17 protein-coding genes and 3 pseudogenes are annotated in these 20,533 nt (G+C 63.1%); 11 read left to right on the plus strand and 9 right to left on the minus strand.

Annotated elements, in window-relative coordinates:
* Window positions 1–9: 9 nt before the first annotated feature.
* From J2Z31_RS03020 to J2Z31_RS03035, 4 genes and pseudogenes are all read right to left on the minus strand, one after another.
* Entirely contained in the window at window positions 10–1,008 is a 999-nt protein-coding gene (locus tag J2Z31_RS03020; protein ID WP_209600396.1) for a sensor histidine kinase, read from the minus strand.
* A 113-nt stretch (window positions 1,009–1,121) separates the two neighbouring features.
* Window positions 1,122–1,513: pseudogene (locus J2Z31_RS03025) on the minus strand (ester cyclase).
* Between the two features lie 163 nt (window positions 1,514–1,676).
* Entirely contained in the window at window positions 1,677–4,787 is a 3,111-nt protein-coding gene (locus J2Z31_RS03030) for an efflux RND transporter permease subunit (protein ID WP_209601046.1), read from the minus strand.
* A 2-nt stretch (window positions 4,788–4,789) separates the two neighbouring features.
* On the minus strand, window positions 4,790–5,896 hold the full coding sequence (locus J2Z31_RS03035) for an efflux RND transporter periplasmic adaptor subunit (protein WP_209600397.1): 1,107 nt from the start codon (window positions 5,894–5,896) through the stop codon (window positions 4,790–4,792).
* Between the two features lie 100 nt (window positions 5,897–5,996).
* On the opposite strand from J2Z31_RS03035, the gene J2Z31_RS03040 reads away from it, so the two are divergent.
* From J2Z31_RS03040 to J2Z31_RS03080, 10 genes and pseudogenes are all read left to right on the plus strand, one after another.
* Window positions 5,997–6,599 (plus strand): TetR/AcrR family transcriptional regulator, encoded by a 603-nt coding sequence (locus J2Z31_RS03040; RefSeq protein WP_209600398.1) that lies wholly within the window; start codon window positions 5,997–5,999, stop codon window positions 6,597–6,599.
* 246 nt (window positions 6,600–6,845) lie between these two features.
* Window positions 6,846–7,010, plus strand: a pseudogene (locus tag J2Z31_RS29130) (beta-ketoacyl synthase N-terminal-like domain-containing protein); the annotation flags it as partial.
* Window positions 7,004–7,428, plus strand: a pseudogene (locus J2Z31_RS03045) (SDR family NAD(P)-dependent oxidoreductase); the annotation flags it as partial. The pseudogenes J2Z31_RS29130 and J2Z31_RS03045, both read left to right, overlap by 7 nt.
* A 504-nt stretch (window positions 7,429–7,932) precedes the next feature.
* Window positions 7,933–8,994: a patatin-like phospholipase family protein gene (locus J2Z31_RS03050; protein ID WP_209600399.1), complete on the plus strand. Its 1,062-nt coding sequence runs from the start codon at window positions 7,933–7,935 to the stop codon at window positions 8,992–8,994.
* Between the two features lie 427 nt (window positions 8,995–9,421).
* Window positions 9,422–12,217 (plus strand): DNA translocase FtsK, encoded by a 2,796-nt coding sequence (locus tag J2Z31_RS03055; RefSeq protein ID WP_209600400.1) that lies wholly within the window; start codon window positions 9,422–9,424, stop codon window positions 12,215–12,217.
* A 271-nt stretch (window positions 12,218–12,488) separates the two neighbouring features.
* Entirely contained in the window at window positions 12,489–13,211 is a 723-nt protein-coding gene (locus J2Z31_RS03060; RefSeq protein WP_209600401.1) for a GntR family transcriptional regulator, read from the plus strand.
* Window positions 13,212–13,234: 23 nt separating this feature from the next.
* Window positions 13,235–14,020 (plus strand): transporter substrate-binding domain-containing protein, encoded by a 786-nt coding sequence (locus J2Z31_RS03065; protein WP_209600402.1) that lies wholly within the window; start codon window positions 13,235–13,237, stop codon window positions 14,018–14,020.
* 69 nt (window positions 14,021–14,089) lie between these two features.
* On the plus strand, window positions 14,090–14,761 hold the full coding sequence (locus J2Z31_RS03070) for an amino acid ABC transporter permease (protein WP_209600403.1): 672 nt from the start codon (window positions 14,090–14,092) through the stop codon (window positions 14,759–14,761).
* Window positions 14,758–15,417 carry an amino acid ABC transporter permease gene (locus J2Z31_RS03075; protein ID WP_209600404.1) on the plus strand — a complete coding sequence of 220 codons (660 nt, stop codon included), beginning with the start codon at window positions 14,758–14,760 and terminating at the stop codon, window positions 15,415–15,417. Before J2Z31_RS03070 ends, J2Z31_RS03075 begins: the two co-directional genes overlap by 4 nt.
* Window positions 15,395–16,120, plus strand: coding sequence for an amino acid ABC transporter ATP-binding protein (locus J2Z31_RS03080; RefSeq protein ID WP_209600405.1), 726 nt, complete (start codon window positions 15,395–15,397; stop codon window positions 16,118–16,120). The genes J2Z31_RS03075 and J2Z31_RS03080 overlap by 23 nt, the downstream gene beginning before the upstream one ends.
* Before the next feature lie 47 nt (window positions 16,121–16,167).
* Here J2Z31_RS03080 and J2Z31_RS03085 read toward each other — a convergent pair whose 3' ends face one another.
* From J2Z31_RS03085 to J2Z31_RS03095, 3 genes are all read right to left on the minus strand, one after another.
* Window positions 16,168–16,488 carry a cupredoxin domain-containing protein gene (locus tag J2Z31_RS03085; RefSeq protein ID WP_209600406.1) on the minus strand — a complete coding sequence of 107 codons (321 nt, stop codon included), beginning with the start codon at window positions 16,486–16,488 and terminating at the stop codon, window positions 16,168–16,170.
* Window positions 16,485–17,009 (minus strand): DUF4142 domain-containing protein, encoded by a 525-nt coding sequence (locus J2Z31_RS03090; protein WP_209600407.1) that lies wholly within the window; start codon window positions 17,007–17,009, stop codon window positions 16,485–16,487. The genes J2Z31_RS03085 and J2Z31_RS03090 overlap by 4 nt, the downstream gene beginning before the upstream one ends.
* An 85-nt stretch (window positions 17,010–17,094) precedes the next feature.
* Complete coding sequence (locus tag J2Z31_RS03095; protein ID WP_209600408.1) at window positions 17,095–17,772, minus strand: RNA polymerase sigma factor; 678 nt, start codon at window positions 17,770–17,772, stop codon at window positions 17,095–17,097.
* 391 nt (window positions 17,773–18,163) lie between these two features.
* Here J2Z31_RS03095 and J2Z31_RS03100 point away from each other — a divergent pair, with 391 nt between their 5' ends.
* Window positions 18,164–18,448 (plus strand): acylphosphatase, encoded by a 285-nt coding sequence (locus J2Z31_RS03100; RefSeq protein ID WP_209600409.1) that lies wholly within the window; start codon window positions 18,164–18,166, stop codon window positions 18,446–18,448.
* Window positions 18,449–18,530: 82 nt separating this feature from the next.
* On the opposite strand, the gene pcaF is transcribed toward J2Z31_RS03100, so the two are convergent.
* Together pcaF and J2Z31_RS03110 are read right to left on the minus strand one after the other, a co-directional pair.
* The gene (gene pcaF / locus J2Z31_RS03105; RefSeq protein ID WP_209600410.1) at window positions 18,531–19,733 is read right to left on the minus strand and encodes a 3-oxoadipyl-CoA thiolase; all 1,203 of its coding nucleotides are present in this window, start codon (window positions 19,731–19,733) and stop codon (window positions 18,531–18,533) included.
* Window positions 19,733–20,524 carry a CoA-transferase subunit beta gene (locus J2Z31_RS03110; protein ID WP_209600411.1) on the minus strand — a complete coding sequence of 264 codons (792 nt, stop codon included), beginning with the start codon at window positions 20,522–20,524 and terminating at the stop codon, window positions 19,733–19,735. Before J2Z31_RS03110 ends, pcaF begins: the two co-directional genes overlap by 1 nt.
* Window positions 20,525–20,533 lie beyond the last annotated feature (9 nt).

The following is a 20,533-nucleotide window of genomic DNA, read 5'->3' on the forward strand; positions in this document are numbered from 1 at the left end:
GTCTCGGTGTCATGAGACCGATCCTAACGGGGCGACGATCTCGACCACCAAACCCGCCAGTGCATAGTTCAGTTCCACCCGGCCGCCCAATTCGCGACCCACAGCGAACTCGATGAGCTGCATGCCGAACCCATAAGAGCCCGGCGGAGCAACGGGGGGACCGCCAGTTTCTTGCCAAACCAGCCGTAGATGTGGAGCGCTCGCCTCCTCGACAGTCCAGCGGACGCGAACCTGTCCATCGGGTATCGACAGGGCGCCATATTTGATCGCATTGGTCGCGAGTTCGTGCAGGATCAGGCTCAGTGACATGATTTGCTTCGATGCGAGCGGTACCGGCGGCCCCGGTTCGACGAGAACCCCGGTTGGATGTTCTGAATAGGGCTCAAGTGTTAGCTCGAGCAGCTCCTGAAGCTCGGCCTCGCCTTCTTGCGTGTAGGCCGTATCATAGGCCTGCACGAGCGCATTGAACCGACCGAGGAAAGCGTCGCGGTATTCCTCGCCGGAGCGGCCCGCGGCGGCTGTCTGGCGGGCGATTGCCTGGACCAGCGCGAGCATATTCTTCATGCGATGCCGGAGTTCTCCTAAGAGCACGTCCTTCTCGGCCTCGCGCTGGCGTCGCTCTGTTGCATCCACTATTGAGAGCAGCAAGGTGCGGCTGTTGTTGTCGGGATGGAACAGACGGTGCGCACTGAGGAGCATCGTCCTGCGACCGATGCTCGGGAAATCATGCTCGACCTCAAAGTCCACCACCGCCGTGCTCTTGGGGATCACCTCCTCAAGCAGGTGGCGAAGCTCAGGGATGTCCCATTGCCGGTTGCCGAGCTCATAGATGTGCTTCCCAACCGTCTCGTCGCGGTCAACATTGAAGGTCGTAAAGAACGCCCGGCTCCCGCTCTGGACGCACAGGTTCTGGTCAAGCACCAGCAGGGGATAGGGAACTGTGTCGATTATGCCCTGCGCCTGGACATGGGCATTGCGCAAGAGTCTATAGAGCTCTTCCAGATTCATCACCCTTCCCGCACGTTCGACCTTCTCGGAATATTACTACATCCTCCAAGGGGCACGCAAAGGGGACATGGATCCGATGAAGGGCAAAGAGCGGTCGTAGACCCAACTGTCTCCTACTTTGGGAGTTGGGCTTCGATCGCCGACTTGTCGATTATCGACCATACCGAGCCGATCTTCGATCCGACGAACTCGTAGAAAACGTTCTCCGTGAAGGACACGCGATGTCCATTGACGCTCAGGCCCAAAAACTCGCCTTTCGGGGAGCAATCGAATGAAAGGCGGGCGGCAAGGCGCGGCGGCTCGCAGACAAGCAGTTGAATGTTGAACTGCAGATTGGCAATGTTTTCGAAGTCCTTCACCAGCATTTTTTCCGGTAGCCCGATAGCCTTAGAAGCAGACCGTTATGCTGGACTTCGTTATCAACGAAACGGCCAAGCTCGTCCCAGGCCTGCCGATTGAGACAATCCAAGTAGGCACGATATATGTCAGCGAGTTGTCTGATCATAAACTGCCTCCGTCCGCCGAAAGGTCCAGAAGCTACGCGGCCTTCAAGGTCGAGAGATAGCGTACTGCCTTCACTCCTCCAATGCGGCATTGACGGTCGCGAGGCCGGCCCTCCTCGGCAAGGCCAGCGCGCGACGGCTTGAACATAGAGCCCGCGACAGGCGCTACTCGGCAGCCATTGCCATTCGCAATTCGGGCTCCTCGGTTGGCTCCTCATGGACCTCGTCTGCAGTCGGCTTGATCCTGAACCACGCCGCGTAGAGCGCCGGCAGGAAGAGGAGGATCAGCACCGTGCCGACCGCCGTGCCGCCGATCAGCGTATAGGCCATCGAGCCCCAGAAGACCGAGTGTGTGAGGGGAATGAAGGCCAGCACGGCGGCAAGTGCGGTCAGGATCACGGGCCTCGTGCGCTGCACCGTCGCCTCGATGACGGCGTGATAGTCATCGAGGCCGGCAGCACGGTTCTCCTTGATCTGTTCCGTCAGGATCAACGTGTTGCGCATCAGGATGCCCGCCAGTCCGATGAGGCCAAGGATGGCGTTGAACCCGAAGGGCTGATTGAAGGTGACCAGCATCGGCACGACGCCGACAAGGCCAAGCGGCGCCGTCAGCATGACCATGGCCATCGTCGAGAAGGATCGCACCTGCAGCATGATGACGATCAGCATGGCGGCGATCATGGCCGGGAAGACCTTGCCCAGTGCGGTATTGGCCTTGGCAGCCTCCTCGATCGATCCACCCATTTCGATGCGATAGCCGGCCGGAAGCGATGCGATCAGCGGCTGAAGGGCTGTCATGATCTGTTTTGAGACCTCCGGCGGCTGGGTCGCCTCGTTGATGTCCGAGCGGATCGTGATAACCGGCGTGCGATCGCGGCGCTTCAGGATCGGCTCTTCCAGACGGATCTCCGAATGGCCGATCTGGTCGAGCGGAATGGGGCGGCCGTCGCGGCTCATCAATGAGAAATCCGCCAGACGCGTCGGATCCAGCCGCTCGTCGCCGGCGCTGCGTGCGACGAGCGGGACGTTGCGAATGTCCTCGCGCACCTGCGTCACGGGCATACCGGTGAGGAGGAACTGCAGTTGCTGGGCCGTCTCGGCCGGCGACAGGCCGATGAGGTTCAGTCGCTCCTGATCCGGGATGAAGCGGAGCACGGGCGTGCGATTGCCCCAATCGCGGTTGGCCTGCCGCACGTCCGGGACGCCGCGCATGATGTCGAGGGCCTTCTCGGAAATGCTGTATAGCTGGACAGGATCAGGTCCCATCACCCGAAACTCGACCGGAAACGGCGTGTAGGGGCCGAATACAAGCTGCGTGACGCGTACATAGGCCTCAGGTGCAAGCCCCTGCGATACCGCTTCACGGAGCCGATGCTTCAAAGCCTCGCGCGCCTCCGCGTTCGGGGTCAGCACGACGATCTTGGCGAAGGCGGGATCAGGCAATTCCGGCGCCATCGCGAAGAAGAAGCGGGGCGCGCCCTGACCGACATAGCTCGTGACGATCCTGGCCTCGGGCTGCTTGTCCAGCCACTGTTCGAGCTTCTCGACTGCCGCCGTCGTCGTCTCGATGCTGGCGCCTGGCGGCAGGCGAACCTCCACCAGCACCTCCGGGCGGTCTGACGTCGGGAAGAACTGCTGTTTGATGGCGCCCATGCCGACCACGGAGAGCGCGAAGGCGATGGCGACGACAGCGCAGGTCAGAAACTTGCGGCGCACCGCAAAGGTGATGAGCCGTCGCAGACGCCGATAGTTCGGCGTGTTGTAAATCGCCTCGTGACCGCCCTCGACCGGTTTGATCGCGGGCAGCATCTTGACGCCGAGATAGGGCGTGAACACCACCGCGACGATCCAGGAGACGATGAGGGCGAAGCCCACCACCCAGAAGATGTTGCCGGCGTATTCGCCGGCCGTCGAGCGCGCGAAGCCGACCGGCAGGAAGCCGGCGATCGTCACGAGTGTTCCCGACAGCATCGGCGCCGCGGTGTGGCTCCACGCATAGGCCGCCGCCTTGATGCGGTCCATGCCCTCTTCCATCTTCACCACCATCACCTCGATGGCGATGATGGCGTCATCGACGAGAAGGCCGAGCGCCAGGATGAGCGCGCCGAGCGTGATGCGGTCGAGGAACCGGCCGGTTTCGAGCATGATGAGGAAGACGACGGCAAGCGTCAGCGGGACGGCGGCCGCCACGACAATTCCGACTCGCCAGCCGAGGCTGAGCAGGCTTACCACCAGCACAACGCCGAGCGCCATGGCGAACTTCATCATGAACTCGTCGACCGCCGAGGTGATGTTGACGGCCTGGTCGGTCACCTTGTCGAGCGTCATCCCAAGCGGCAGCGCCGATGCGATTGCCGCAGTCCTGTCCTCCAGCGCCTTGCCGAGCGCGAGACCGTCCCAGCCCTCCTGCATGACAGCTGCGAGCATGATGGTCGGCTCGCCCTGGCGCCGGATCAGATAGGTGGGAGGATCCTCGTAGCCGCGGCGGACTTCGGCGATGTCGGAGAGCTTCAGCGTCCGCCCATCAGCGGCGATCGGCGTGTCGGCAATCGCCTGAACACTGTCATAAGCGCCGTCAACCCGGATGAAGACCTGTGGTCCCTGTGTGTCGATCGAGCCCGCCGGTGTGACCGTGTTCTGCCGCTGCAAGGCGGCAACAATATCCTGTGCCGAGACGCCGAGGGTTGCCAGTTTGGCGTAGGAAAACTCGACGAATATCTGTTCGGGGCGTTCACCGAGGATGTTGATCTTCTTGACGCCGGGCACGTGCAGGAGGTCCTGGCGGATCACTTCCGCTTGCCTCGCCAGCTCACGCATCGGCATGCCCTTGGCCTTCAGGGCATAGAGGGCGAAGCTCACGTCCGAATATTCGTCGTTGACGAACGGTCCGAAGACGCCGGACGGCAGCTTGCGGGCTTCATCCCCGAGCTTCTTGCGAGCCTGGTAGAACTCCTCCTGCACGAGGGACGGCGGTGTGCTGTCCTTCAGGGTGACGGTCATATACGCATAGCCTGATCGTGTGGTCGTCTCCACCCGGTCGTACCAGGTCAGCTCCTGAAGCCGCTTTTCCAGCGGTTCGGCGACGAGGTCCTGCATCTCGCGTGCCGTCGCGCCCGCCCAGGCCGTCGTGACCGTCATGGTCTTGATGGTGAAGTTCGGATCCTCCGCCCGTCCAAGCATGAGAAAGGCGTAGGCGCCGGCGGCCACCAGCAGGAGGATGAAGAACAGGGTGACGGCACGTTCGCGAACGGCGATCGCGGAAAGATTGAGGCTCATCATCAGTTACTCCCCTCAGGAGCAGTCCGGACGCGAGCGCCTTCCTGCAGGAGATGGGCCCCGAGCGAAACAACCGGATCGCCGAAATTCAATCCGGAGATCATCGCGGTCTCGCTGGTCACGCGAACAAGTTTGACGGGGCGAAAGTGTACGGTCGAATTGGCGCGATCCACCACCCAAACGCCGGTCTTCTCGCCGTCGTCGAGCACGGCTCCGAGCGGTACCTGGACTTCCGGCTGGTTCATCTGATTGGCAATCCGAATGGTAACCGTGGCGCCGAGCGGTGCTGCCGCGGCCCGGCCTTCGAGGACATAACGGGCCTCGTAGGTACGCGTCTGGGGATCGGCGGAGTCCGATAGTTGCCGCAGACGTGCCGTGTAGCCACGCTCGTCGCCGCCATACAGGCTGGCCTCGGCCACCGAGCCGATCGCCGGCCGCAGCGTCTCGGGAAGCGCGACCACTGCCTCTCGGGGACCGGCGTGGGCAAGTCTAACCACCGTCTGACCCGCGGCCACGACCTGACCGGGCTCGCCGAGTGTGTCGATCACCGTACCATCCGCATCCGCAACCAGGACGGAATAGGTCGCCTCGTTCTCTGCGACCTTCGCTTCCGCTTCCGCGGCGGCAAGCTGCGCCATGGCGGTGTCGAGCGCCGTCTTCGCCTGCTCGTAACGTTGCGGCGTTGCCGCCAGTCCATTCTTCACCAGGACAGCATAGCGCCGCTCGTCCGCACGCGCCTGAACCAGAACGGCCTGTGCCGCAGCGACAGCATTGCGTTTGGCGGTGAGCGCAAGTCGGAGATCGGTCTCATCGATCTGCAGCAGCGCCTGGCCCGCCTTCACCTGTTCACCGACATCCACAAGGCGCTCAGTGATCTTCCCCGGCACCCGGAAACCAAGATTGCTCACAACCCGCGCGGCGACCGTACCTGTGAAGGCCCGCTCGGAGCTTTCCGCTTTCGTCGCTTCGACGACCATGACAAGCGGCGACACGACGCGGGGATCCGCAGCCTCCGCGTCTCGTGCAGGTGTTTCCAAAACGAACGCGAACGCCGCGCCCCCGGCTGCAGCCATGAGGCTGATCGATGTGAAGAGAAATTTGCGGTTCATGTCAGATGACCCTTGTTGACGGTCGCTGCCTCAAATTAGATTGCGATCTAAATCTATCCGTGGTATAGATGTCAAGTGAAATCTAATTGCGAGGTCGATCATGAGAGTTAGTCGAGCCCGGGCGGAGGCAAATCGCGAAGCGGTTATCGATGCGGCGAGCAGGCTTTTTCGAGAGCACGGCTTTGATGGCATTGGCCTCAAGGATCTGATGAAGGGAGCCGGCCTGACCCAAGGTGGATTCTACAAGCAGTTCGACTCCAAGGACGATCTGGCGGCGCAGGCGTCCAGGCGCGCCCTGGAGAGTGCCCTTCGTCGATGGTCCGCTGCTGCCGCGGCCAATCCGCAGGACCCGCTTGGTGCGGTGGTCGCGTTCTATCTCAGCATGGGACATCGAGAGGAAAAGATGGACGGCTGCCCGGTCGTTGCGCTGGGCTCGGATGCGGCGAGGCAAGGCGTCGACGTGAAGGCGTCATTCGAAGCCGGGATCAGGGAATATCTTGAGAAACTCGGTGACTGGATTGGCGCGGCCGACGGCGAGGAGCCGGGCGGGAAAGCCATGGCCATTCTGTCGACGATGGTCGGTGCGGTGCTCCTCTCGCGCGCCGTGAACGACGAGCAGATGTCGAAGCGGTTCCTCAAGGCGGCGGCTGAAAGCGTGCTGACGGCAGCGTCTGCAGGCGATGCAGGGCTGGGAGCGCGCTAATAACGATGCGTCCGGCCGAACCGCGCAGCTGGGCTGGCAGCCGCGCTGCTCGGGTTCCTGCAGATGGGCTGCGCCGCGATCGGCGCGTCCTTCGTCAGCGCCCTGCCGTTTCCGTCCTCTGTTTCCCTTGCCGTCCTGACCACCCGTTCGGCGCTTGCCCTTCTGGTTTTCCCGCCGGTCGCGCTGCGCCAACCACGGGCGGAGCCGAGCGGTTCTAGCGGCGTGCCGCAATCAACAGGAGGATAAATGCGGCGGATCGTTATCACAGGCATGGGAGCAGTCAGCCCCCTTGGAGCCAGCGTGGCGACTTCCTGGTCTCGGCTCTTGTCCGGCCATTCGGGGATCCGGCGGCTTCCGGACGAAATGGTGGGAGACCTGCCGGCGAAGGTCGGTGGAACCGTACCCTCAGTTCCATTCTGGGATTGATCCCGTCGCCCTACAATGCTCTCTGTGCCTCGACCAAGCATGCCGTCGAAGGCTACTCCGAATCGCTTGATCACGAACTGCGGACATTCGGAATTCGGGTGGCGCTGGTCGAGCCCGGCTATACCCGCACCGCCTTCGAGCAGAACACTATCAAGCCGGATCGCTCCATTGCTGTCTACGATGCGGTGCGCGCTGACATGGAAGTGCAGATGCGCAAGAGCGTCGAAGCAGGCGACGACCCCGAGGTCGTGGCAGAGACCATTGTCAAAGCGGCCACCGCTGAGGCGCCGAAAAGACGTTACACCGCAGGGAAACTGGCCGGCCAAGCCGATTGCTGCGTCGTTTCGTCCCCGAGTCCGCGTTCGACAAGAGCTTGCGGAAACAGACCGGCTTGCCGGTCTGACGCGCGGCTAGGAACAAAGCTACGGCTGAAAGATTAGGTTAACAAGCGGCGCTTGTCGACGCTCTCACAGGAGTGGCGACCACGTCTCTGCTCGGGCGACGGCATCCGTTCGGATACGCCACTTGGTCGCGGTAAGCAGCGGCGATCGGCCGATGCCCGGCATCATGCTTGAGGTCTATACCGAGGACAAGACGCTTGCGGCTGAGCCGGATGGGTACATCCATGTCATGTGGCCGAAGGTCGACGCGTTGCAGGTGCCAACGGCACGGACACAAACGCGTACCATTGTTCGCCGGATCGCAACGATCGGCGTCGCTGGTCTGTTTGGCTGGCTTGCCTGTCGGCACGTCGAACCGATGTCGCGTAACGCAGCTCCGGTGCACGGGCCCCTGTCGACGCGTCAGCGTTGGGGTCGCAACGCTACCCGTTGTTTCTGCACGTCGAGGAGGAACCCATGGTTCTTGGCGAAAATAGGAACGAAGATCCGGTCGAAGGCTCGAGCGATTGACGGCAACAAGCTCAGCCCCCGAACCGGCCGAAAAGCCAGAGCGCGTATGGCTTTGCCTTTCAGGCGGCAATGCGCTCGGCGCCTATCAGACAGGCTCCTACCAAGCTCTCCATGAAAACGGAGTAGAACCGTTATGTATCGCCGGAGCTTCCGTCGGCGCGGTAACGGGTGCGATCATCGCTGGCAATCCTCGAGAGAAACGTCTCGAACGGTTGCACGAGTTCTGGTCCCTTGCCGGCCATGGCGTCCGGGATTGGGCGCTCCTTCCAGAACTGCGATACCAGAGGCAGATGGCTGCGCTTCAGACTCTTCTGGCCGGACGGCCCGGACTTTTCCATCCCGCTTTGCCGGGATTGTGGTCCGCCTTGCCCGCCGCGCCCAATGACGTGCGGCTATTCGACACGACTCCATTGCGCGAGACGCTATTGAGGTTGATCGACTTCGACTATCTCAACCAAGGTTCCGTGCGGCTCATCGCAACTGCCGTCGATATAGAGTCTGGCGAAGACGTCGTTTTCGACAACCGCCAGCAGGTGCTGCAGGTCGATCACATTATGGCAAGTGCGGCTATGCCGGTGGCATTTCCACCGGTGACCGTAGCAGGGCGGACCCTGGTTGATGCCGGGGTTTCATGCAATCTGCCATTGCGCGCGCTGTTCTCCGAACTGCCCGAAGAAGACGTAACCTGTCTCTGCTTCGATATGGCGCCTCAAAGCGGTGGCATTCCCGCGTCGCTCGAAGGAACTTTGGCGCGTTCGCTGGATCTGCTGTTCGCCTGCCAATCGAAGCATGCGATCCACGACCTGCAAGTTCGGCATTCACGGGAGCCCGGCGATGCATCGGCGATCAGGCTCATCCATGTATGTTATACCGGTGACGGTCGAGAAGTAGCGCTGAAGGCGTTTGATTATTCGCAGCGCTCGGTCGAACGACGCCTTGAAAGCGGCCATCGCGATGCCACTCTCGTTCTGAACGCCTTGCCGGGGCTGCCGCGGGCGAAAGGTGGAGCATTCGAAACCTGGCGCCTTACAAAGGCGGGGCTTGTGAATGATTGCTGAGAATGTCTTGCCGGGACTCGCGGCAGCAACATTCCCGCGGGACCGGTCTGGTCCTCGACGTCGTGCCTAACCACACAGTCGCAACTGCATGCGGCCCAGCGAAGGCGCCGTTGTGGAGGTGCAGCATGGCCACCAGAATGAATCCACTGGCGCCACAAGCTGCCGTCCGGCGCCTTGGAACTGGATCGCCCGGGCAGCGGAATTTTTTCCCCCATTGAAACAGAAATTGATGAACGGACCCGACCGCCGACCGACGTGGCGCGAACCCCGTAAATTCCGGCCGCGCATGACGCGTCGGGCGCCAGAGGAGAGGTCCTGGGGTCGCCGCCCGACCCGTCTGGCGAGCCTCCCGGAAGTAAGTTGTTAACCTTCATTTTCTATTCGCTAGGGACAGCCCCTTCGATAATGAATTTCGAGTTTTCAGGCCATGCGTATACCCCGGACAAACTTTTCGACGGCAGCTTTGCATGAGGCAAATCAGGCGGACGACTTTGACGATCCGCGTCCGGAGACGCCAGGCGAGCTGGACTCTCATCCGGCTGCGGCCACCCACGATCACCTGTTCGAGGCACCCGAAGCACCAGGTCGGGCGGGCGGCCGCGAGGCCGACGACGTGGGTTACGTGAGTCGGGCGGCACGCCTTTACGGGCACGGCTCCGCCTATGCGCCGGCGCAGGTGACCGCCTCCACGCGCGATCCGCTGCCGACCCTTGCCGACATCACCGGCCAGGCAGAAGGGCCGAGCTGGGAGAGCCATTTCTTCCTCTCGCCCAATGTCCGTTTCACCCGCACGCCAGAGCGCGAGTTCATGAAGCGTCGGGCGCCGGCCGAGGAAAGCGCGGTCGAAGAGCGCGAGGACGAACCTCGGGACATTGGCGTTGCCGCCAATGATGCTCCCGATACCGCGGCGGCCGAGCCGGCCCTGGTCGCTGGCGCGCATCAGGACGAAGCGCCAGTCGGAAGCGAGACGGAAGCGCCGGCTCATAGCCCCTCTGAGCTCCTCCGTGTTCTGATGAAACAACTCCCCCATTGGTCGTCCATGCAGTCGCCGCCTGAGGACGCGGTGGTTCCCGGGCCGCAAATCGCGACCGCCCCAGGGGAGCCGGCTGGCGGGAAGACCGAAGAGACTGCAGCATCCGCGCCTGACCCGATCGAGCCGGGCATCGCCGCGGACTCTGTGGCGGATAGGGATCCTGGCCTCGCCCCTGCGCCAGGAAGTCGCGCGCGTCTCTCCTATCTCTCCGATTTTGCCTTTTTTGAATTCATGCCTTTGGAAATGGCGCCGGAGCCGGCGGAAAGCACCACGAAAGCGGTGCGCCCAGCGATCGCCGAACCAGCGGCGGTCGCCGCAGAGCCGCGCCCCGTAGCCGTGCAGCCGGCGGAAGCCGGCCCGCCGCCAACGGCGATCACGTCGCTTTTCCGCGTCGTCGAGTGCCGCCGACCCAAACAGACACCGGTGCCTTCGCCTAAGCGCGCGGCCCCCCCGACGCAGGCCGTTGAGGCGGCGGCTCAAATTGTGCCGGCGGCGCCCGGCCAGGCGCAGACCGTGCGGCAGGAGCCCGTCGCCGAACCGATCGAGGAAGCGCAGCCGGTGGCCGTCAAGGCGGCGGTTACCATGCCGGCCGTCGTGCAGCGTGCCGCTTCCGGCCTTGGCCCGATCGGACGCGTCGAGGTGGAAGATGCCTACCAGTTTCCGTCCGAAGACCTGCTACAGGAGCCGCCGGAAGGCCAGGGCTTCTTCATGACCCAGGAGCAACTCGAGCAGAATGCCGGGCTACTTGAAAGCGTGCTCGAGGATTTCGGCATCAAAGGCGAGATCATCCATGTGCGCCCCGGCCCGGTGGTCACGCTCTACGAATTCGAGCCGGCACCGGGCGTCAAGTCCTCGCGCGTCATCAATCTCGCCGACGACATAGCCCGCTCGATGTCGGCGCTCTCGGCGCGCGTCGCGGTCGTTCCCGGCCGCAACGTCATCGGCATCGAGCTGCCGAATGCGACGCGCGAGACCGTCTATTTCCGCGAGCTGATCGAATCCGTCGACTTCCGCAAGACCGGCTGCAAGCTGGCGCTCTGCCTCGGCAAGACGATCGGCGGCGAGCCGGTGATTGCCGAGCTCGCCAAGATGCCGCACCTGCTCGTTGCCGGCACCACCGGCTCGGGCAAGTCGGTGGCGATCAACACCATGATCCTGTCGCTGCTTTACCGGCTGAAGCCCGAGGAATGCCGGCTGATCATGGTCGACCCGAAGATGCTGGAGCTCTCGGTCTATGACGGCATCCCGCACCTTCTGACGCCCGTCGTCACCGATCCGAAGAAGGCCGTTATGGCACTCAAATGGGCGGTGCGCGAAATGGAGGATCGTTATCGCAAGATGTCGCGGTTGGGCGTTCGCAATATCGACGGCTACAATCAGCGGGCGGCGGCCGCGCGCGACAAGGGCGAGGCGATCATGGCCACCGTCCAGACCGGCTTCGAGAAGGGCACCGGCGAGCCGCTCTTCGAGCAGCAGGAGATGGATCTCGCGCCGATGCCCTATATCGTCGTCATCGTCGACGAGATGGCCGATCTGATGATGGTCGCCGGCAAGGAAATCGAAGGCGCGATCCAGCGCCTCGCGCAAATGGCGCGTGCCGCCGGCATCCACCTGATCATGGCGACGCAGCGTCCCTCCGTCGACGTTATCACCGGTACGATCAAGGCGAATTTCCCGACGCGCATCTCCTTCCAGGTCACCTCGAAGATCGACAGCCGCACGATTCTCGGGGAGCAGGGCGCCGAACAGCTCCTCGGCCAGGGCGACATGCTGCACATGGCCGGCGGCGGCCGTATCGCCCGCGTCCACGGCCCCTTCGTCTCCGATCGGGAAGTCGAGCATGTGGTCGCGCATCTGAAGACGCAGGGGCGGCCGGAATATCTCGAGACCGTGACCGCCGACGAGGAGGAGGAGGAGGCCGAGGAGGACCAGGGGGCCGTCTTCGACAAGAGCGCGATCGCCGCGGAAGACGGCAACGAGCTTTACGAGCAGGCGGTCAAGGTCGTGCTGCGGGATAAGAAGTGCTCCACCTCCTATATCCAGCGCCGTCTCGGCATCGGCTACAACCGCGCCGCCTCGCTCGTCGAACGCATGGAGAAGGACGGCCTCGTCGGTCCGGCCAACCATGTCGGCAAGCGCGAGATCATCTATGGAAATCGCGACCATGCGAGCGGCGACGACATGGATTGAGGGGCGGGTTGGCTTCGGGCACACGCTCAAGGTTGGCAGCGACATAGAGCTTGCGGCAACCGCCACCCCCTCTGGCAGGCCAGAGGGGGGTACTGCGCCCGTCCCCTGATTGCTCTTACGGCAACATGGCTGCCTTGCCGCCATACCTTCGTTTCTGATGAAAAAATGGGCAATTGTGCAAATCCATTGCCGATAACGGCCATGGCAGAGCGCAAGTCCTTGATAAAGATCAGCTGACGATTTTGGCACGCCGCTTGCTTACCCATCTTGTATGCAAGATTTGTCGTCACAAGAGTCCGCTCAGGTCAGCATCGACGAGGCCGTCGTTTCCGGCATCCTTTCTGCGCGCATCCGCCCTGGCACGCGGCTGAGCGAGAATGAGGTCGCGAGCCTCTTCAACGTTTCCCGCACGCGCGTACGCGAAGCGATGATGCGGCTTGAACAGCGCGGTATCGTCAAGGTCAGCCCGCGGCGCGGCTGGTTCGTGGTGGAGCCGTCGGCCGAGGAGGCGACCGACGTCTATGCGGCGCGCCGGGTGATCGAGGCGGGTTTGCTCGCCAGCATGAACCATCTCTCTGACATTGGCCGTGAGACGCTTCATGCGCATCTCACCGAGGAGAAAGCGGCGATCGCCGCCGGCGACCGCCAGCGCCTCACTTGCCTGATGGGCGATTTCCACATCCGCATCGCCGAACTCTCCGGCAATCCGATTCTCGTCGAGATATTGCGCGACCTCACCGCGCGCACGATCCTCATCTCTCTCATCTACCAGTCCGATTTCCACGCCATGCAATCGCATCTCGGGCATTGCCGCATCGTCACGGCGATGGAGGAGGGCGATTTCGAGAAGGCGGCGGCGCTTGCCGTCGAGCATCTGGACGAGGTGGAGACGGGGCTCGACTTGACGCGGCGCCCCGACCCGCTTGCCGATCTGAGGCGGTCGCTGTCCCTGCCGCCGCAGGTGCCGAATGCAACCCACAAAACCAAACCATGAAACCAACAGAGGAGAATGACCCGATGCTTTCCAGAAGACTTTTCGTCGCCGTGGCGACCATCGCCACCACGATCGGCTTCGGCTCCGTCGCCAAGGCCGATGCGCTCGGCGACATCGAGGCGCGCGGCACGTTGCGGGTAGCCGTGCCGCAGGACTTCCCGCCCTTCGGCAGCGTCGGCCCGGACATGGCGCCGGTCGGCTACGACATCGACATGGCGAACCTGATCGCCGAGAAGATGGGCGTGAAGGTAGAGCTAGTGCCGGTCACCAGCGCCAATCGCATTCCTTATCTGCAGACGAACAAGGTCGACCTCGTCATTTCGAGCCTCGGCAAGAATCCAGATCGCGAAAAGGTCATCGACTTCTCGACGGCTTACGCACCTTTCTACAACGGCGTCTTCGCGCCGGCCGAAGTCGCGCTCGGCAAGCCCGAGGAACTCACGGGCAAGACCGTCGGCGTCACCCGCGGCGCCGTCGAGGACCTGGAACTGACGAAGATCGCGCCGGCCGACGCCGTCATCAAACGCTACGAGGACAATAACGGCACGATCTCAGCCTTCCTCTCGGGCCAGGTCGAGGCGGTCGCGACCGGCAATGTCGTCGCCGCGGCGATCCTTGCCAAGAACCCGCCGAAGCGGCCGGAGCTCAAGTTCCTGATCAAGAACTCGCCCTGCTACATCGGACTGTCCAAGGAGCAGCCGGCGCTACTTGAAAAGGTCAACGGCATCATTTCCGCCGCCAAGGCGGACGGCAGCCTGAACGCCATCGCTCAGAAGTGGCTCGGCACGGACCTGCCTGCCGATCTCTGATTCGTCCAACACAGGCGCCATCCGGCTATCCCGGATGGCGCGCTCGCCCGCCGCAACAGGAGTGCGCCTTTGAATTACCAATTCGACTTCGGCTGGCTCTTCGAATATTACCCGCAGATCGTCAAGGGCATTGCGATCACGATCGAGCTGATCGCCGTCGGCGGCGTCGCCGGCATCTCGCTCGGCATCGTCTGCGCCTGGGTGCGCGCGCTCGGCCCGGCCTGGCTGAAGCCCGTTGTCGCCGCCTATGTCGAGCTGATCCGTAACACGCCCTTCCTGATCCAGCTTTTCTTTATCTTCTTCGGCCTGCCGTCGCTCGGGCTGCAGCTCGGCGAACTCCAGGCGGCCAACCTTGCCATGGTCGTCAATCTCGGGGCCTACAGCTCGGAAATCATCCGGGCCGGCATCCAGGCGACGCCGAGGGGACAGTTCGAAGCGGGCGCAAGCCTCGCGATGAGCCCCTTCGAGACCTTCCGCCATGTGGTGCTCGTACCGTCTCTCGAGCGCATCTGGCCGGCGCTCTCCTCGCAGGTCGTGATCGTCATGCTCGGCTCGGCCGTGGTCTCGCAGATCGCCGCCGAAGACCTGACCTTTGCCGCCAACTTCATCCAGTCGCGGACCTTCCGCGCCTTCGAGGCTTATATCGTCTCGACCGCCGTCTACCTGTTGTTGGCGATCCTGCTCCGGCAGCTGCTGGCGATGGTCGGCTGGGCCATCTTTCCAAAGAGGGCGGCGCGATGATCGAGTTCACCACCTGGGATATTCTGCGCAACCTGTTGCTCGCCGCGCGTTGGACGGTCGTCCTGTCGCTCGTCTCCTTCGTCGGCGGCGGCATCGTCGGGCTGGTCCTGCTTTTCCTGCGGATCAGCAAACGGAAATCGGCGCGGGCTTTCGCGAAGTACTACATCGAGCTCTTCCAGGGCACGCCGCTGCTAATGCAGCTCTTCATCGCTTTCTTCGGCCTCGGACTCTTCGGCATCGACGTGCCGGCCTGGCTTGCGGCGGGGCTGGCGCTGATCCTCTGGACAGCCGCCTTCCTGGGCGAGATCTGGCGCGGCTGCGTCGAGGCGATCGGCAAGGGACAGTGGGAGGCCTCCGCCAGCCTCGGCATGGGCCGGTTGCAACAGATGCGCTTCGTCATCCTGCCCCAGGCCATGCGGATCGCCGTGCCGCCGACGGTCGGCTTCTCCGTGCAGGTGATCAAGGGCACGGCGCTGACCTCGATCATCGGCTTCGTCGAACTGTCGAAGGCTGGCACCGTCGTCACCAATGCCACCTTCCAGCCCTTCACCGTCTATGGCCTGGTTGCGCTCATTTATTTCGCGCTCTGCTGGCCGCTCTCCAAGAGCAGCCAGATCCTCGAAAGGAAGCTCAATGTCGCTCATCGAAATCACTGACGTCCGCAAGAGCTTTGGGTCGAACGAGGTCCTGAAGGGCATCGATCTCGATGTCGAACCCGGCGAGGTGATCGCCATCATCGGCAAAAGCGGCTCGGGTAAGTCGACGCTATTACGCTGCATCAATGGGCTGGAGACGATCAGCAAGGGCTCGATCTCGGTCGCCGGCGCCCAGCTCATGGATGACGAGGTGCATCTGAAGGCGCTGAGGCTGAAGGTCGGCATGATCTTCCAGCAATTCAATCTCTTCCCGCATCTGACGGTTGGCGGCAATGTCATGCTGTCGCAGATGGTCGTCAAGAAGACGCCGAGGCCTGTCGCCGAGGCGACGGCGCGCAAGATGCTGGAGCGCGTCGGCCTCAGCCAGAAGTTCGATGCCTATCCGGACGAGCTCTCCGGCGGCCAGCAGCAGCGTGTTGCGATCGCCCGGGCGCTCGCCATGCAGCCGATCGCGCTGCTTTGCGACGAGATCACCTCGGCGCTCGACCCGGAACTGGTTGCCGAGGTGCTGGCAGTCGTGCGCGAGCTTGCCGCCGAGGGGATGACGCTTCTGATGGTGACGCACGAGATGAAGTTCGCCCGCGACGTCTGCTCGCGCGTCGTCTTCATGCATGAGGGGCGTGTGCACGAGGCCGGCCCGCCCGGGGAGGTCTTCACCAATCCGCAGACGCCGGAACTGAAGCAGTTCCTCGGGCTTCATTGAGCGGTTTTGTTTGCAGCCGGCCGGCGGGAAGTCCGGCCGGCGGCGGATCAGGGCCGCACGTTGATGTGACCCTTCATGTTCGGATGATAGCGGCAGATATAGTCGAAGCTGCCCGCTTCCTGCAGCAGGAGGCGGCCCGATTGCTCGGCCGGCAGTTCCACATCCGCACCCCCTTTGATGGTTGCGGTGTGAACGAGCGGATCCTTGTTGACCCACTCGATCACGTCGCCCACCTTCGCCTCGATATCGGCGGGTGTGTAGACGAGCCGGTCGACCGTCACCCGAATGGTTTTCGCCTCTGCCGGAGCGGCGGCGGCCGCTCCCAGCAGCAGAGTGGCAAGAGCTGCCTGGTAGACGGGCGTGCTCATTTCAGTTCCGTCGCGACATGCTCTGCGTGTTGCTGATGGCCCCGAAACAGCTTCAGCCCGGTTTCGAGCAGCGATTTGAGCTCGCCGTTCTGCGCAGACGGGATCAAGAGCGTTTCGAGCGCGCCGTTGACTTGGCGGTGATAGGCGACCTCGTTCTCGACATAGGCCTTGTCGAACGCCGCGCCGGAAAGCTTCGCCAGTTCCTGGCGCTTCTCTTCCGCCGCTTGCGACAATGCCTTGCTCGTGTCGTTGTCTTCGGGCGTGACGTTCAGCTTCTTGGCCAGGTCGAGCGCCTGCTTGTTGACCGCCTCGTGATCGCGCACCATGCCCTCGGCGAATTCGACGACGGCCTTGTTCTTCGACGTCGCAATCGCCTGTTTCGCCGCTTCGATGTCGAGCAGGCCAGCGGTATAGGCGATGTGGGCGATTTGCGGATCCGTCGGCTTGTCTGCGGCGAGCGCGCCATGGGCCGCGAACAGGAGCGCGGTTGCGGCTGCGGCCGCCGTCATTCTTATGGTCATGGGATGTTCCTTTCCCCAAAGATCGAAGCGTGATGTTGAACTGACGCGCTTTTGATGCTTCCAGGGTCGAAACGTTCCCCAAAATTTAGTTTGTGCCGCTTTCTGCTGACAGATGGGTGAGGCGGGCGACAACGGCCGCTGTCAGCCGTTCACAGCGCTTGCCTGCGAAGGGAAAAGCGTCGAGCAGGACCGGGCCGATCTGACGCTCCAGTTTCTCCTTCAGGAGATGCCGCGCCCGATGCAGCCTTGTACGCACGGTTTCCGAGCGCAGGTCGAGCAAGCCGGCGGTTTCCTCGTTGCTCAGCCCCTCGATGACCCGTAGGACGAAGACGGTCCGATAGGTATCCGGAAGCTCGTCGGTCAGCCTTTCGACAAGGTCGAGGATCTGTCGCTGTGCCATCATCTTTTCCGGGGTGGTTGCATTGAGGGGGAAGGCAATGATTTCCGCCCGGTGCGAATGCCGCACTTCATCGGCGAGCTTCGCCTGGCGCCGGCTTTTGCGCAGGCGCCCCAGGGCTTCGTTGATGACGATGCGCGAAAGCCAGGTTGCGACCGTGGATTCGCCCCGGAAATCCGCAAGACGCGTGAAGGCGCGGACATAGGCCTCCTGCAGCACGTCTTCTGCGTCGTTGTTGTTGCGCAGGATGCTTCGGGCGATGCGGTAGAGCGTGCGATTATGCGCCTGCATGATCGCCCGCAAGCTTTCAATATCCTCCGCCGACGGCGGGTGTTTCACGGAGTGACGGGTTTCAGCGATCGGCATGATGGGCTCCTTATCGCGGATTGGATGCCCGATCTCCGGAAATGTTCCCAAATTTGCTGTGGAACGGCAACGGCCGGAAAAGAGAAAGCCCGGCGTGGGAGGAGGTACGCCGGGCTTTCGATCCTGATCGGCAACTTGGGAGGAGGAGGGTTGCCGATCCTACGACAAAGCTTGGGAGGAGGAGTGCTTTATCGTTAAGTCATACAATAATGTTGCGCCGCAACATCCGCAAGACCCTTGATGAAATATTTGTTCCACGGTGGCGAAATGTCGCAGGATCGCTCTGCTGGATGAGTAGGGGCCAGAGGTGGAGCTTTCGCCACAATTGCGCCGCTTGCTTTCAATGCGGCCTGCGCCAGATTCGGATTCAAACGTGTCTCAGGAGGCGGCAATGGCGGAGAATCGCAAAGCGGCTCTGGTGCGAATTACCGGGCGCGTGCAAGGCGTCTGCTTCCGAGTCTGGACGCATGACGAGGCGAAGAGGCTCGGCCTCTGCGGCTGGGTGCGCAACGAAAGGGACGGGTCCGTCACGGCGCTGATCGCCGGGCCGGAAGGCGCAGTCGGCACAATGCTGCAGCGCTTCTGGGAAGGACCGCCGGGTGCGTCCGTTTCCACGGTCGCGAGCGAAGACGCGTCCTCCATTGAGGCGCCGAGGGATTTCCGCATTGCCAAATAGAATTAGTAGCAACACTCGTGCTTGTGGGAGGGGCCATCGCGGGCCAACAATCACTGAACAGTGAACCTCGGCTGAGACTGCGCTACACCCGCTCCAATGCAACCGCGATGCCCTGGCCGACGCCGATGCACATCATCGAGAGCGAATAGCGACCGCCCGTTTCGCCCAGTTCCAGCGCTGCCGTGCCGGTGATGCGGGCGCCCGACATGCCGAGCGGATGGCCGAGGGCGATCGCGCCGCCATTGCGGTTGACGCGGGGATCGGCGTCGGCGATGCCGAGCTCGCGCAGTACCGCCAGCCCCTGGCTCGCAAAAGCTTCGTTCAACTCGACGACGTCGAACTGGTCCTCTGTCATGCCGAGCCGCGCCATGAGCTTTTGAGAGGCGGGCGCCGGCCCGATGCCCATGATGCGGGGCGGCACGCCGGCAGTCGCCCCGCCGAGAATGCGGGCGATCGGGGTCAGGCCGTGCTTTTTCGCAGCCTCTTCCGAAGCAATGAGCAGCGCCGCCGCCCCGTCATTGACGCCGGAGGCGTTGCCGGCGGTCACGGAGCCGCCTGCGCGGAACGGCGCCTTCAATCGGGCGAGCGCCTCCATCGTCGTGGCGCGCGGATGCTCGTCCTTCTCGACGACGACCGGCTCGCCCTTTCTCTGCGGGATCGTCATGGGGACGATTTCCCGGGCGAGACGGCCGTTCTCCTGCGCGGCGGCGGCTTTCGCCTGGCTCCTGAGCGCGAAAGCGTCCTGGTCCTCGCGGGAGACGTGATAATCTTCGGCGACGTTTTCGCCGGTCTCCGGCATCGAATCGACGCCGTATTGCGCCTTCATCAGCGGATTGACGAAGCGCCAGCCGATCGTCGTGTCGTGGATTTCCGCATGGCGCGAAAAGGCGCTCTCGGCCTTCGGCAGCACGAAGGGCGCCCGCGACATGGATTCGACGCCGCCGGCGATCATCAGCTCCGCCTCGCCGGATTTGATGGCGCGGGCGGCGGCGATCACCGCGTCCATGCCGGAGCCGCAAAGCCGGTTGATCGTCGTGCCGGAAACGGAGACCGGGAGACCGGCGAGCAGCAGCGACATGCGCGCCACGTTGCGGTTGTCCTCGCCCGCCTGGTTGGCGCAGCCGAAAATCACGTCGTCGACCGCCTGCCAATCCACCGCGCCATTGCGTTCCATCAGCGCCTTCAGCGGGATGGCACCGAGATCGTCGGCGCGCACCATGGCCAACGAACCGCCGAAGCGGCCGATCGGCGTACGGATATAATCGCAGATATAGGCCTCGCGCATCAGGCGGCCTCCTTTCCCGTGCCGGCGCCTTCATGGGCCTTTTTCGTGCGGGCGTTGATGTCGCGCAGCACCGCAAGTTCCGTTTCCGTCGGCACCGGCGTCTCGATGACGCTTGCGGCGAATTTGATCGGCCAGCCGCAATTTGCGATGATCTGCTCGCGGCTGACGCCAGGATGGACGGAGACGACGGTCAGCTCCTTCGTCTCCGGATCGGGTTCCAGGATGCAGAGATCGGTGATGACGCGCGTCGGCCCTTTCGTCGTGAGGCCGAGCCGCTCGCGATGGTTGCCGCCTTCGCCTTGGCCCATGGAGGTGACGAAGGGCAATGTCTCGACGAAGCCGCGCTTCGTCAGCGCCATGGTGATGAAGATGCGGCCGCAATTCGACGCGATCTCCGGCGCACCACCGCCCCCCGGAAGGCGCACCTTGGGACGGTCGTAAGGACCAACCACCGTAGTGTTGAGGTTTGCGAATTTGTCGATCTGGGCGCCGCCCAGGAAGCCGGTGGTAATGCGGCCGCCCTGCAGCCAGTAGCGGAACATTTCCGGCACCGAGACGGTGAAAAGCGCCGTGTCGCAGAGCTCGCCGTCGCCGATCGACAGCGGCAGCACATCCGGCTTCGTGCCGACCGTGCCGCTTTCATAGATCAAGGTGATATCCGGCGCATGCGTCAGCCGCGCGACGTTGCAGGCGGCCGATGGCGCGCCGATGCCGACGAAGCAGACGTCGTCATTGGAGAGCTCGCGCGCGGCGGCGATCGTCATCATTTCATTGGGGGTGAATTCCGTCATCCTCGCCTC

This window comes from Sinorhizobium kostiense (assembly GCF_017874595.1).
Lineage (GTDB): Bacteria > Pseudomonadota > Alphaproteobacteria > Rhizobiales > Rhizobiaceae > Sinorhizobium > Sinorhizobium kostiense.